Origin of the sequence: Flavobacterium hydrophilum, assembly GCF_003202405.1 — a bacterium.
GTDB classification, from domain to species: Bacteria; Bacteroidota; Bacteroidia; order Flavobacteriales; family Flavobacteriaceae; genus Flavobacterium; species Flavobacterium hydrophilum.
Window position 1 is genome coordinate 22,744 of sequence record NZ_QJHL01000009.1, and the last position, 14,273, is coordinate 37,016.

At 33.6% G+C, this 14,273-nt stretch carries 13 protein-coding genes; 7 read left to right on the forward strand and 6 right to left on the reverse strand.

What is annotated here, in order from left to right:
* The first annotated feature begins 201 nt into the window (after positions 1–201).
* The 5 genes from DMB68_RS22505 to DMB68_RS22525 all read left to right on the forward strand — a co-directional run bounded on the left by DMB68_RS22505 (position 202) and on the right by DMB68_RS22525 (position 5,927).
* The gene (locus DMB68_RS22505; RefSeq protein WP_110348882.1) at positions 202–906 is read left to right on the forward strand and encodes a Crp/Fnr family transcriptional regulator; all 705 of its coding nucleotides are present in this window, start codon (positions 202–204) and stop codon (positions 904–906) included.
* 378 nt (positions 907–1,284) lie between these two features.
* On the forward strand, positions 1,285–2,736 hold the full coding sequence (locus DMB68_RS22510) for an alginate export family protein (protein ID WP_110348883.1): 1,452 nt from the start codon (positions 1,285–1,287) through the stop codon (positions 2,734–2,736).
* A 29-nt stretch (positions 2,737–2,765) separates the two neighbouring features.
* Positions 2,766–3,980, forward strand: coding sequence for a CmpA/NrtA family ABC transporter substrate-binding protein (locus tag DMB68_RS22515; RefSeq protein WP_110348884.1), 1,215 nt, complete (start codon positions 2,766–2,768; stop codon positions 3,978–3,980).
* 167 nt (positions 3,981–4,147) lie between these two features.
* A complete protein-coding gene (ntrB, locus tag DMB68_RS22520) occupies positions 4,148–5,035 on the forward strand; it encodes a nitrate ABC transporter permease (RefSeq protein WP_110348885.1) in 888 nt (295 codons plus the stop codon).
* An 85-nt stretch (positions 5,036–5,120) separates the two neighbouring features.
* Complete coding sequence (locus tag DMB68_RS22525) at positions 5,121–5,927, forward strand: ABC transporter ATP-binding protein (protein ID WP_110348886.1); 807 nt, start codon at positions 5,121–5,123, stop codon at positions 5,925–5,927.
* Between the two features lie 110 nt (positions 5,928–6,037).
* Here DMB68_RS22525 and DMB68_RS22530 read toward each other — a convergent pair whose 3' ends face one another.
* On the reverse strand, positions 6,038–6,790 hold the full coding sequence (locus tag DMB68_RS22530) for a PAS domain-containing protein (protein WP_231131724.1): 753 nt from the start codon (positions 6,788–6,790) through the stop codon (positions 6,038–6,040).
* A 384-nt stretch (positions 6,791–7,174) separates the two neighbouring features.
* Here DMB68_RS22530 and DMB68_RS22535 point away from each other — a divergent pair, with 384 nt between their 5' ends.
* The gene (locus DMB68_RS22535) at positions 7,175–8,479 is read left to right on the forward strand and encodes an ammonium transporter (protein ID WP_110348887.1); all 1,305 of its coding nucleotides are present in this window, start codon (positions 7,175–7,177) and stop codon (positions 8,477–8,479) included.
* A 527-nt stretch (positions 8,480–9,006) separates the two neighbouring features.
* On the opposite strand, the gene DMB68_RS22540 is transcribed toward DMB68_RS22535, so the two are convergent.
* Both DMB68_RS22540 and DMB68_RS22545 read right to left on the reverse strand, forming a co-directional pair.
* Positions 9,007–10,146 (reverse strand): OmpA family protein, encoded by a 1,140-nt coding sequence (locus DMB68_RS22540; protein WP_110348888.1) that lies wholly within the window; start codon positions 10,144–10,146, stop codon positions 9,007–9,009.
* 21 nt (positions 10,147–10,167) lie between these two features.
* Positions 10,168–11,058, reverse strand: a complete 891-nt coding sequence (locus tag DMB68_RS22545) for a hypothetical protein (RefSeq protein ID WP_110348889.1) — start codon at positions 11,056–11,058, stop codon at positions 10,168–10,170.
* A 252-nt stretch (positions 11,059–11,310) separates the two neighbouring features.
* On the opposite strand from DMB68_RS22545, the gene DMB68_RS23755 reads away from it, so the two are divergent.
* Entirely contained in the window at positions 11,311–11,445 is a 135-nt protein-coding gene (locus DMB68_RS23755) for a hypothetical protein (RefSeq protein WP_262510120.1), read from the forward strand.
* Positions 11,446–11,485: 40 nt separating this feature from the next.
* On the opposite strand, the gene DMB68_RS22550 is transcribed toward DMB68_RS23755, so the two are convergent.
* The 3 genes from DMB68_RS22550 to DMB68_RS22560 all read right to left on the reverse strand — a co-directional run bounded on the left by DMB68_RS22550 (position 11,486) and on the right by DMB68_RS22560 (position 14,181).
* Positions 11,486–12,118 (reverse strand): class I SAM-dependent methyltransferase, encoded by a 633-nt coding sequence (locus DMB68_RS22550; RefSeq protein WP_110348890.1) that lies wholly within the window; start codon positions 12,116–12,118, stop codon positions 11,486–11,488.
* Positions 12,119–12,238: 120 nt separating this feature from the next.
* Complete coding sequence (locus tag DMB68_RS22555; protein ID WP_110348891.1) at positions 12,239–12,604, reverse strand: hypothetical protein; 366 nt, start codon at positions 12,602–12,604, stop codon at positions 12,239–12,241.
* 188 nt (positions 12,605–12,792) lie between these two features.
* Positions 12,793–14,181 carry a CmpA/NrtA family ABC transporter substrate-binding protein gene (locus DMB68_RS22560; protein ID WP_110348954.1) on the reverse strand — a complete coding sequence of 463 codons (1,389 nt, stop codon included), beginning with the start codon at positions 14,179–14,181 and terminating at the stop codon, positions 12,793–12,795.
* Positions 14,182–14,273 lie beyond the last annotated feature (92 nt).

A 14,273-nucleotide genomic window follows, 5' to 3' on the forward strand; every position in this document is an offset into this window, starting at 1 on the left:
AATAAGTATTTTTACGTATAAATACTTATTTTATCAATTTATTTTTCTATTTTTGAATCAAAATAAATAAGAAGCAGAAATCGTACAGCAAAACAAGTAAATAGTTACTAGTAATTAGTCTGAAACACAGATTTAGTCAGTTAAGCTAATCACTTTCACTAATTACTATGGCTGAGTAGTAAATCAATAAAAAGCTATCGTATGAAAGAAGAATTGGCCATTTGTGATACTTGTACAAACGAAAACTGTTTCATCAAAAAGCACATCCATTTAGAGCAGATGAAACAATATGTTGCGAAAAAACATAGTTTCGTTTGCAAAAAATCGCATCAGTTTATTATTGAAGGCGCTCCTATTCAGGGACTTTATTTTATCTGTAAAGGAAAAGTAAAAACGGTTAAAACCGGTATCAATGGACGTGAGCAAATTGTACGCTTAACCAAGAATGGCGATACAGTAGGTTTTCGTGGTTTTGGAACCAGTAAGCGATATCTGATTGGTGCATACGCTCTGGAAGACACTGTTTTGTGCAATTTCAGTAATGAAACGATGATGGAAATACTTCGGAATGTTCCTGAGTTTACCTATGACTTAATGTTGTTTTATGCCGATGAATTAAACAAAAGCGAAAATAACATTCGAAAAATTGCTCACATGAATGTACGGGAACGTGTAATTGATTTACTCTTATACATTCACAAAAAATTTGGCCAAACCAATGGCCTGATAGAAATCGAACTTTCCCGTAAAGAAATCGCTGACTTCGCCGGAACTACCGAAGAGCAGGCTATTAGAGTGATTTCAAGTCTTAAAAAAGAAGCCCTGATCAAAACTGTTGGAAAAAGAATTGGCTTATTGTCTCCTTCCAAACTGCAATCTGAAATAATGGAGCATAAGTATTTTTAAAGATACACTTCATTATTATCTACATTAATTCTACTTATTGGACACTTATTAAGTATTCTTTATACACACTTAGAAATTATTCTACGTATATTTTTAAGTTTATTTAGCTTTATATACTAAAAAAATGTCTTAAAAGGGCTTATTTTCATTTATTCAAGACTATATTTTTCTTTAAAACACGATTCTGATGCTAAAATCAGTCATCTTGATCCCTTAGTGCATCTTGGTTATTTTAAAATTTATGCGATAACGCAGTAAATAAATTGATTTTGAAACGTTTTTTTTAGTTGAAAAAAAATGTTTTAATATGGAAAAAGCACAATACTTAAGTATTAATACGTATGTAAGTTTGCTTCATACTAATCAAAACAAATTACTATGTTACACTTAACCAATAAGAAACTAACCAGCCAAAACGCAAAAAAAGAAAGTTTTTTTAACCTGAAACTTTCCAAATCAATTTTATTAGGATTTGCCATTACATGTCTTTCTCAATACGAAGCAAAAGCACAATTTACATTTACAGGTCAGTTAAGAGACCGTGTAGAAGTACGTGCAGGACAAGGAACATTACAGCAAAATGGCGATAAAGCATCTATTTTTACAAGTCAGAGAACAAGATTATCTGCAGGATATACAGGATATCGTTTTAAAATTTATACTTCATTACAAGATGTTCGGGTTTGGGGTCAGGATGCTTCTTCAATTAACAGAACAACCACTGAGGCGAACAACGGTATTTTACTTCACGAAGCCTGGGCAGAAATTTCATTAGTAGATACTTTAAGTACTATTCAAAACTTAAGTATTAAAGCAGGACGTCAGGAAATTGCTTATGACGATCAGAAAGTTTTAGGAAGCTTAGACTGGTTGCAACAAGGAAGACGTCACGATGCAATTGTCTTCAAATACGCAAACAAAGGATGGATTGCAGATGTTGGAGCAGCTTTCAATCAAAATAAAGAGCTGAATACCGGCACAATCTATAACGGAACAAACCCTGCTTATGGCGCAGGAACAAACGGAATCGGAACGATGTACAAATCATTTCAATATGCATACATAGGTAAGAAATTCTTCTTTGGTGATTTGTCTTTCCTGTTCTTTAAAGATGATTTCAATAAATACACCAATGTAACCTCAGGAACACCTCCTGTAACTGTAAAAGTAAATGGCGAAGGTGTTTGGAGCAGAAATACTACCGGTATTTACTATAATGTAAATGCAACCCGAAAATTAAATTTTATGGGAAGTTTCTATCATCAGGGCGGTCATGATAAGGATGGAAGATCTTTAAGTGCAAACATGGCTTCTATCACATCAACGTATCAAATTGGAAGAAAACTTTTTGTAGGCCCGGGTGTTGATTATTTATCCGGTGATGACGGAACAAAAGCGGTAACTGCTACTTCTGACAACAATCGTTTTGACCCTTTGTACGGAACGCCGCATAAATTCTGGGGAAGCATGGATTATTTTTATGCAGCTAATGGCTTTGGAAAACAAGGTTTGCTGAATTATTTCTTTAAAATTAAATACAATGCGAAAGACAATCTGAGTTTCTTTTTAGATGTACATGGTTTTGAATCGGCAAACAAATTATCGAATGGTGCCGGAGGAACATTGAACTCTTATCTGGGTACCGAAGTTGATTTAACAGTAAAATACAATCTTACCAAAATCATCAATTTTGAAGCAGGTTATTCTTTCCTGAAAGCAACAAATTCTATGGCTTCTGCAGCAGTTAAAAATGTTGCCAATCCCGATTTGAATCCACAATTTGCTTATGTAATGCTAAACATCAAACCAAATTTTTTAGCCAAAAAATAAATTCTAAATAACTTTTAAATCTATTTAAAATGAAAAAAATAAACACACTCACAAAAATTATACTGACTTTAGTAATAGTCATGATAGCTTCCTTTACAGAAGTAACGGCTCAGAATGATCCGGTAAAACTAGGATTTATTCCGCTGACAGATTGTTCGCCAATCGTCATGGCTAAAGAATTGGGATTGTTCAAAAAATACGGCGTTGAAGTCGTAGTTACCAAAGAATCGTCATGGGCAAATGTTCGTGATAAAATTTTAACCGGAGAATTAGACGGAGCGCACTGTCTGTATTCTATGCCATTTTCGGTTTATACAGGGGTAGGAGGAAAAGCAGGTTCTGAAATGAAAATTGCTATGATGTTAAATGTAAATGGCCAGGCTATTACACTTTCAAAAGATTTTTGTGGAAAAGTGGGCTTTAAGCAAATGAACAAAGTAGCACCGGTTGTAGCAGCAAAATTAAAAGCAGAGAAAGAAGTAACTTTTGCGATGACTTTTCCTGGAGGAACGCACGATTTATGGCTGCGTAACTGGATGGCAATTGCCGGAGTGAACCAAAAAACATCAAAAATCATTACGATTCCGCCTCCGCAAATGGTTGCAAATATGAAAGTGGGCAACATGGATGGATACTGCGTTGGAGAGCCATGGGGTGGAGTAGCGGTAAAACAGGGAATTGGTTTTACTCAAGTGGCTTCACAGGACATTTGGAAAGATCATCCTGAAAAAGCATTAGTTGTGAATAAAGAATTCAGTGAAAAACGCAGAACTGATTTAGTAAAAGTAATGAAAGCTGTTTTAGAAGCCTGCATCTGGTTAGATAATCCTGCCAATCGTAAAAAAGCAGCAGGAATAATAGGAAAAGCACCTTATGTAAATGCTCCTGCAGATGTTATAGAAAACAGATTAATGGGTAATTACGACTTAGGTTGTAATCAGGGAACTCAGGTTTATGCTAAAGATTATATGTTATTTTACAAAGGCGGAATGGTAAATTATCCTCGTAAATCACATGCAATCTGGGCAATGGCACAATATGTAAGATTTGGATATTTGAAAGAAGCTCCTAATTATAAAGCCATTGCAGACAAACTGATTTTGCAGGATTTATATGAAGAGGTTGCCAAAAGCATGAAAGTAAAAGTTCCAAATGACGATATGAAACCTTTCTCATTAACCATGGACAAAACGGTTTTCGATCCTTCGAACCCATCAGCCTATTTAAAAGTAGTCAAAAAATAAAATACTTACTAATTCAACAAGTTTAATTTCTCTGCCACAGATTTAATCATTTTAAAGGATTATTCTTTAAACCTACTTAAAGCGCTTTAATCTGAGAGAATCATTTTAATCTGTGGCAAAATTAACTTCTATTTTATAAAATAATTTCAACTTTAAATTACATCATCATGTCAGATAAAGATACATTAACACTAAGTGATATAACCGGTCAGGCCGAAATTTTAACTTCGAACATTACAGCTGATACGGTAAAAAACGACAAGTTTAAATTGATTATCGGTCAATTTGCAACTAAATTAAAATCAACTGTATTTGCAGGAATTGGAGTTTTAGTTTTCATAGGTTTTTGGAGTTTACTTAGCATTTACACCAAAGATGCGCTTCCGGGACCATTAGCGACTTTTACTGTTTTAAAAGAAATGCTGAGTGATCCGTTTTATGATTATGGTCCGAATGACAAAGGAATCGGATTGCAACTATTCAGTTCTATCAAAACCGTTTTAACCGGATTCTTATTAGGATCCTTAATTGCGATTCCAATTGGGATTCTGATGGGAGCAAGCACTATCTGCAAACAAATTTTCTATCCGATTGTACAGCTTTTAAAACCGGTTTCTCCTTTGGCATGGTTTCCAATTGGACTGGTAGTTTTTAAAGATACCGGAATGGCAACCATTTTTATTGTTTTCATCACATCATTGTGGTCAACTTTAATCAATACTTCTTTTGGAGTGGCTTCGATTCCGCAGGATCATAAAAATGTTGCAAAAGCTTTTGGTTTTTCGAAAATGCGTTATTTAACCAAAATTTTGATTCCTTACAGTTTGCCTCATATTATCACGGGTTTGCGTTTGAGTATTAGCGTAGCATGGCTGGTAATTGTTGCGGGAGAAATGCTTTCAGGAGGTGCAGGAATCGGGTTCTTTGTTTGGGACAGCTGGAATGCATTAAGTCTTGAAAAAGTAATCTCAGCTATTATCATCATCGGAATTGTGGGACTTCTTTTCGACAAATTATTCACTTTTATTGAGAGCAAAGTGGCTTATAAAGCCTGATAAAGGAACAAAGGTTCAAAGAAACAAAGCGCAAAGGTTTTAACCTGAAACCTGAAACTTTTCAAAAATTTAAAACTAAAACATCATGAGCTATTTAGAAATAAAAAATTTAGAAATATCATTCCCAACCCCAAAAGGAAAATACATAGCAGTAAGAGATATTAATTTATCTATTCAAAAAGGTGAAATAATATCGATTATAGGACATTCAGGCTGTGGAAAATCGACTATTATGAATGCAATTGGCGGCATGTTAACACCAACGGGAGGTTCTGTTGAACTGGCCAGCGAAAAAATAAAAGGGCCAGGACCGGACCGCGGTATCGTTTTTCAAAACTATTCGCTTTTGCCTTGGTTAACTGTTGAAGAAAATATTTTTCAGGCAGTGGATTCGGTAATGAGTATTTCTAAAAAAGAAAAACACGAAATTGTAATTGAGAACCTTAAAATGGTGAATCTTTTTGAACACAAAGACAAATTACCGGGACAACTTTCCGGTGGAATGAAACAGCGTGTGGCTATTGCAAGAGCCTTTGCAATCAATCCGGGCGTATTGCTTCTGGATGAGCCGTTTGGGGCTTTGGATGCTTTAACAAAAGGTTCGATGCAATTGGAGGTTTTAAAATTATGGAATTTAAACAACAGGGAAAAAACCATTGTGATGATTACCCATGATATCGAAGAAGCTCTGTTTTTATCTGACAGGATTGTGGTTTTGAATAATGGTCCGGCATCAACTATCCGCGAAATTGTAGAAGTAAAACTGCCAAGACCCAGAAATAAAATTGAAATCGTAAAAACACCTGAATATATTGCTTTAAGAGATCACTTATTGCATTTGTTAACAGATAAGTTCTCTATTGAAGATATGGGAATGGTATACAAAAGTTAATTTTTAATTTATTTCGTTTAGCAGAGAATCCCAATAATAAGGCAATAAAACCTCAATTTCTTTTAAGTAATTTATAAAGAAACTGAGGTTTTTTTATTATTTATCGAGATTTATTTTTCTTCTTCATTGGCAAAGAAACCTGTAAAAAATCCTTTTTTCTTAATCTTAATAATATCGGAACCTTCCGTGTCTGAATTTTCAGAGACAGTCTTTTCAATAACTTTTGAAGTTGTAGTAGCTTCTACATTATTTTCTCCAACCTCGTTTTCATCTGAATTATTGGATTCCAAAATACTGCTGATGTATTCTACAAATGTTTGATTACGTTCTTCCAGAAAACCAATCAGATAATTTTCGCTGGCCACTACACCGCTAGCCTGTTCAATATGCAGCAGTTTTTTATATAATGTGATCACTTTTTTCAAAGCTTTGCTCTCTTCCGATAAAGAATTCTGCCTGCTGGTATAGGTGTACTCTCCATTTTTATCTGTAGCTGTATTGATCTCATTAATTACCCAATAATATCGGCCCGTTTTTGCCATATTCTTAACCAATGTGATGAAATGTTCTCCTTCAGAAATAATTTCCCACATGATTTTAAAGATCACTCTGGGCATATCCGGATGTCTGGTGATGTTGCAGCTTTTGGTGACTAATTCAAAATCATCATAACCACAAACATCAATGAATGCTTCGTTGGCATACATTATAATTCCTTTAGAATCGGTTTTACAAAGCAAGGTCTTTGTTTTATCCCAAATCACTTCCCGGTCAGAAGGTGTTGGTCTTTGTGTCAATTCAAATACTTTGTCATCTGAACTACTCATTGGGCTTATATTATATTTAGATTCTTCCGCTCCCATTTTCTTATTTTTTAAATCAATAGAATATATCATTTTGGCTTATTGGCAAAATTAGCATAATTTTTTCAACTCCGTGTTTTTAAGAAGTATTTTTTAATCAATAAGTTAAAATTAACAAAAACGTAATATAATTCTCAGTTAAATACAGTTTTTGATAAATATTTTCAAATTCATGCATTTTTATGTATCTCATAATCTGGCTGCTTTTTTTATATCTCTGAATTATGGAATTGCTAAAATTAGCCTGTCTAAAAAAAACAGATTACTGTTTTTAGATCGTTAACCCTGCTAAAAACCCACCTTTTTTACGGTTAACGATCCTGTCGGTTTTTAACAAATAATTAATAAATCAATATTTTTGAAATGAACTCAAAACAATATAACATGAAAAGAATTTTTTTAACATTGATTTTATTATTGGTAATGATTGTACCTATTTTTTCTAATTTAATTTTTGTCGATCAGGTCATTCCTGTCTCTACTCCCAAGTTCGATTCCGGGGATACAGCCTGGATGATTGTTGCGAGTGTCTTAGTATTATTGATGACCCCGGGACTTGCTTTTTTTTACGGAGGTTTAGTGGGTAAAAACAGTGTGATTACTACTATGCTGCAAAGTTTTTTGGCTATGGTTGTAATTGCTGTCTTATGGTTAATAGTAGGTTACAGTTTAAGTTTTGGTCCTTCTATTAGAGGAATTATCGGAGATCCGACTACGCATTTCTTTTTTCAGGGCGTTGGCATACAATCCAGTTGGATTTTATCACCTACTACGCCATTGATTATTTTTGCAGTTTATCAAATGATGTTTGCCATTATTACGCCTGCCTTAATTTCGGGTTCATTTGCGGAACGTATCAATTTACTTCCTTATATATTATTTATCGCCTTATTTTCATTATTTGTGTACGCTCCAATTGCACATATGACCTGGCATCCTGATGGATTCTTTTTTAAACTGGGAGTTCTGGATTTTGCCGGAGGTACCGTTGTACACATGAGTGCTGGCTGGGCTGCATTGGCAGGAGCGATCTATTTAGGTGAACGAAAACTGCATGTTTCAAAAGCGGAGCAGGTTCCATACGTACTTTTAGGAACAGGAATTTTATGGATTGGATGGCTGGGTTTTAACGGAGGATCAGCCTTAGCGGCAAATGGTCTGGCGGCACAAGCCATAGCGAATTCGGTTGTAGCTGCTGCTGCGGGCGGATTTGCCTGGATGTTTCTGGATAAAATCAGAGGGTATGAAATTACTGCTGTCGAAACCTGTCTGGGGATTCTGGTTGGTTTAGTAGCTATTACACCTGCTTCCGGTTATGTAAGTATTGAACATGCCGTTTCGATAGGCTGTATTGCCAGCATCATCAGTTACATTATTGTGAGTGAATTCAAAATCATCAACGATGCGCTGGATGTATTTGGCTGTCATGCCTTAGGTGGGATTTCAGGTATGTTATTGACCGGAGTTTTTGCCAATAAAGCCATTAATCCTGGTATTACTGAGCCTGGTTTGTTATTTGGTGGTTCAACATTAATCGTAAATCAGATTATTGCCATAGTAATTGTTTCTGCATTTTCTTTTGCGGTTTCTTATTTACTATTTATTATCGTCAATGCCATTTCACCTATTAAAGTAACTGAACAACAGGAAATCGACGGATTGGATGGTAACCAGTTCATTAATAAATAAAAAACCTTTTTTAGGTTAAGTCATCTTTGTTCAAAGTCATTATTTGTCATTCTAACCAATGATAAGTAGTGGCTTTTTTTTTGAATAGAGGGGAGACTAAAGTACATTTTACGATAAAAATACTAAAAGAGCTTAGATAAAGCTAAACAACTCAGTAATTGGTAAAACTTTAATTTAGTTGAAAGTATTCCGTGCTAAACTGGAGCAAAATTATAATAAGTTGAAATGAAGTAGCTGTTGATTATAATAAAGCCGCTAAAATTCAACTAACAACGAGAGCTATATATTCAAAGCCTTATAATCAAATATCGAAGGCAGAAAAATCACAGGAAATTTTATTGGATTATTATAAAATATAAAAGGCCGAAGTGAAAGCTTCGGCCTTTATTTATTAGTCTCAGATTAGGGTTTTAGTAATATGAAAAAATATAATCTTTGACTTTTGAATGTTATTAAATAAGTTTAAGAATGGAGAGACTGAAAGTCTCACGTCAAAACAAACCTCTTCATTTTCAGTGCAGAGTGGTTTATTTACTTATTTTAACAGCAATTCTTCTGTTTTCTTTTCTATTGGTTTCATTATCATTTTTGAACAAAGGAAATTCCTGCCCATAGCCTTTTGTAGTAATCCTTTCTTCTGCAATTTTTAATTTTACCAGCGCATCTTTTATTGAATTTGCTCTTTTTAAACTCAAAGTTTCATTGCTTTTGGGATTGCCTAAATTATCGGTGTAACCTGCAATTTCTATTTTGGTTTTTGGAAAAGAAGATAAAATCAGGGCAATGTTGGTTATTTGTTCTTCAGAATCAATAAAATAGGAAGGATCTCTGTCTTTAAAATGGATTCTGTCTAAGACAATCCAGTATCCTGAACCATTGAGACCGTTAGAATTATCGAGAATAAAATCCAGAATGGCTTTCTCACTTCCTTTTTCCGGTATGGTAATAATATCGTCACTTGGCAGCATATAATCGATGTAATCGCCGAGTTTGTTGATATCTTTAAATTCGATGTTCTGAGGCTGTTTTTCGGCATCGATAGTGGTTTCTGTTGCGGTTGTTTCTTGTTTAGAACCAGTCATAAAAAACAATGATAAACCCACCAGAAATATTGCTGCTATGGCAAACATCATTTTTTTAGACAAACCAGGGGCAGTCGTTTCTTCAATTGCTTTTTTCTGAATATCGTGTTCAGGTTCTTGCTCTGTTACTTCGTCTTCAAAATGGGATTTGATGTGGGCTCTGTCTATTTTTTGTTCAACAAAATAACAAATTACTACAATAATCGACATCTTAAAGATTCTTTCAGCAGAATCTAATTTAATGAAGGTTTTTTCAGCAATAGACTCCGTGATAGTATTCAAATCAAGAGAAAAATTCAATTCAAAATTTTCACTAAGCTCATCCAGTGAAGTATCATTGGTTAAAACAGCAGGGATATTTTGGATTATATTTTCATACGTATTTCTTATTTTATGGGCATCTTTATAAAACAAGTCTATTTTGAAGCTATCAGTAGTATCAATTATTTTTTTTACAATTATTTCTAAAGACAAATCAATAGCTTTGGATACGCTATTTTCAAATTCGTCCAAATATTTACTTGATTCATTGATATTGTAATTGCTGACAGACCTTTTTAGAATTTGAATTTGTTTTGAATACATTGATGGGATAGAGTATTAGGATTAAATTAAAGTAAAACCTGATTTCAAGGCAATTTTGTCGTTTTTAAACAAATAGATGGTATAATTTCCTTTTGATAAAGCTGACAAAGGCAGACCGGATATTTCTTCTAAATTTTCTCCTGCATAACTATAGTCTTCGTGGTAACTGTAATCTAAAACAATGGAACCAAATTTATGCGAAAGTTTGTATCCTATTACATCTCCTTCCGGATTAATAATTTGAACATAATATCTTCCTTTTGAATCGCTTACATTTGAATTTCCACGTATCAAAAATTTGATTCTGCAAAAATTCACCATATCCGATTTATCCGTTGTAACCATTTTGGTTAACGTTTTGTTTGCTGAATAAGTTTCTACTCTCAAATTGGCAAAAACTACATTTTTACTTTTAGTAACATTAAGGTGTTCAGAAAGACTTGTACCACGATTAGATGGCAAATTAACTTTAGTATTATCGTAACCACTGCCGTTGCTTTCTTCTTTATTTTTTAAAACAGTCAATGTGCTGTCCTGTTTGTTTTTCAAAGCTTCGTATTTCTCCACCAATTCCATCTTATCACTTTTGAGAAGTGCTACCTGTTTTTTAAGTTTTACAACTTCTGTTTTGTATTTGTTGAGTTCTTCTACGGTGGCTTTTGATTCTTTTAATTCATCAATCAAATTGGTGATTTTTTGCTGTTCTACCAATAACTCTTCTTTAATAGAACTGTTTTCATTGATTACAGATGTGATTGAATCTCTTGATTTGGTAAGGTTGTCAATTAATGCTGTTTTTTCAGTATTGAGTTTAGTATTACTTTCATATAGATAATAGGAATAACCTCCTGCAAGTAACAATAAAAGCAATAAAATAATTCGTTTTTTACTAATACTTTTGTTTTCTGTCATAGTGTTTTTTTTTCAAATTTATAAAATGAAAAATTTTACACCAAGCGATTTACAGCTAAAAGTCTATTTGTTTGGTATTATTATATTATCAGCATAAAAGCATTTTTGATTTTATTAATTAGTTAATTTTTCATAATTGAAATGATAATTATAAAAAATTAGGTAATTTACTAAATATTTTTCAATGCTAAAATTGTAGTTTTTTTCTCTGATATGGCTTTTTTTCCTCATTCATAAAACTCAAAAGCGTCTATGATATCCAAACGAGCTCCATCAAAATCGGCATTTGTATTTTCTTCAGATAAGAATCATTATTGCCGTAAATTATTGTATTTATTAACCGACAAATTCTCTATTGAAGATATGGAAATGACCTATATATATTAATTTGTTTTGTAGAGACGCACTGCTGTGCGTCTCTATTCGTTTAATCAATTTTATTTTTCTTGCCCACAAATCGAATCACCGAACCAGTTCCATTATGGAATGTGCCTTCATTGAGTTCGATTTCTTTTTCTTCCAGTTCGATAATTTCATAATCAGAAAAGTCGGCTTTAATTTCTTCAATTGAAAATAAGGATTCAATATCTTTTGGACCACCTACTTTATCATCTTTCGCCAGATATTCAAGATGTTTTTTGCTGAAAGCTTCAAAGATGATAATTCCGCCTTTTCGCAAATATTTATCCAATTGTTTATGAATTGAAGATTTAATTGCTGCCGGAAAATGAGCATAGATTAAAGCAATCGCATCAAATTGATTTTCAGTGAAATTCAGTGTTTTCAATTCTCCAACCTGATAATCAATCGTTACTTTGTTTGTTTCAGCAAGTCGAATGGCTTTGTTTTTACCTTCAGCACTAATATCAAATGCTGAAACTTTCCAACCCAATCTGGCTGCAAAAACGGCATTTCGGCCTTCTCCTTCTGCGGGGAAAAGTATGGTTCCGGGGCTTAATTTTTTAAGTTGTTCTTTTAGGTAGTTGTTAGGTTCTTCGCCATACGCAAATTCTTCATTGCTGTAACGGTCGTCCCATCTTTGGGTCCAGGAGTTTGTCATTTATTATTTATTGTATTAAAAAAATTAATTTTAAACTCAAAAATACGTAAACGCTCATAAAAAAAGAGCTTCCGAAATGAATCAAAAGCCCTTTATATTTTATTTTAAAATGGATTAATCTTAACCAACAAGTGTTGTTGCACCACTATTTATATCAATTTCTGCAAAATTATGTTTTCCCATAACGATAAGCAGTTTGTTTGTATTATAGCCAACATACCGTATTTCGGGATTTCCATTTTTTGGTTTTCCACAAACAGAAATTACATTTGTCTGCCATTTTAGTTTGCTTCTTTTGTAGGCTGATATTGTTTGTAAATCGTTTTCAACATAATAGACAATGTTGTTTTTTTTAATTCCTCTTTTTTGTGTTTTTGCAAAATTTATTTCTGAATTTTTTGAAATTAAAGCATCGTTGAATTTTTCAGCAATACCAGTTTGAGTTACAAAAAAGGTTAACATAGATAATTTTAGGAATGGTTTCATTTGGATAGAATTTGGGGTTCATAATCGATTCAAATATAACTAATTAAAGTATATAATGCGTTTTTTAGTAAATAAAAAAAATACCCTTTTCAGAAATAAGAAAAGGGTAAAATATATAAGTGAATTTTGAAGAAAAATTATTTTTTTCAGCTAAAAATTCTTGCATTCACAGAAATAACGAGATGTAATCAATCCTTAATCCCAATTTTAAATCCTTTAATATATTCCAAAGGTTTTTTTCCATCATACAGCATGTTATCAATAAACTCAGTAGTGGCAGGTTTGTAGCCATCTGTTACCGGGATTTCTGTTTTTGTTAAAAAACCTTCTTCCAGTAATAATCTGGCTGCTGTATTCCAGATTTCAGGCTTATAAACCTCTTTGATTTTAGAATGGTACCATTCGTTTGTTTTAGGTTCTGTAATTTGTCCCCAGCGTTTCATCTGCGTCAAAAACCAAATACCATCAGAGTAATAAGGATAGGTGGCATTGTATCTGAAAAAAACATTGAAATCAGGTATAGATCTAATATCGCCTTTTTCAAATTCAAATGTTCCCAACATGGAATTATCGATTACTCTTTTTTCACCATCTACATAAGCTGATTTTGATAGAATACGGGTTGCTTCTTTTCTGTTTACAGGATCGTCCAGCCATTTTCCTGCTTTAATCAATGCTTTTGTAATCGCAATTGCGGTATTTGGATATTTTTCGACAAATTCCTTCGTCATAACAAAAACTTTTTCGGGGTGGTTCTTCCAGATTTCCCTGCTTGTTACAACAGGAACACCAATTCCCTGATCAACGGCCTGCTGATTCCAGGGTTCTCCAACGCAATACGCATTAATCGTTCCAGCCTGTAATGTTTCAGGCATTTGTGGTGGTGCCGTTACATTCAATAATACGTCTCCGCCTGTAGTCCCTTTGCTTCCCTGGATATTATTGTTACTGTAAAACCCCGGATTAATTCCTGCAGCCGCAAGCCAGTAACGTAATTGATAATTATGATTTGAATACGCAGATACAACTCCAACGACAAAAGGTTTATTCAATTTTTTATACATATTTAATGCCGGTTTCAAAGCGCTTGCCGGGATTGGATGCACCGGTCTGCCATACTCCTGCGGAATACTGTCTACAATTTTAGACCAGATATCTTTAGATACGGTAATAGCATTACCATTTAAATCCATAGAAAATGTTGTAACAAGAGCTCCTTGTCGTCCACAGCCAACTGCTGCAGCAATGGGTTGCCCGGCCAGCATCTGAGCACCATCAATTTGCTGATCGAGGACTTTATCTAAAATATCTCTCCAGTTGGCCTGTACTTCCAGTTTTACATTTAAGCCTTCAGCTTCAAAAAAACCAAGATGTTTTGCAATTGCCAAAGGGGCCATATCGGTAAGTTTGATGAATCCTATTGTTACATTTGGTTTCTCCAAAGCAAGTTTTTTTGTTGTTGGAGGATCAATTATTCCCGATTTTGAGGATATTTCATTTGAATTTTTTCCTTTAAAACTAAAAATAATAAAGGCTACTATGATGAACATAGACAATCTAAGTAATATTGGTTTCATAATGGCTGGTTTTTTGGTTAAAAAAATAAATTGGAATTTCACTTTAGAAAATAAGAGTCCTCAATTACTTCTTTAAAGAAATAATTGTATTG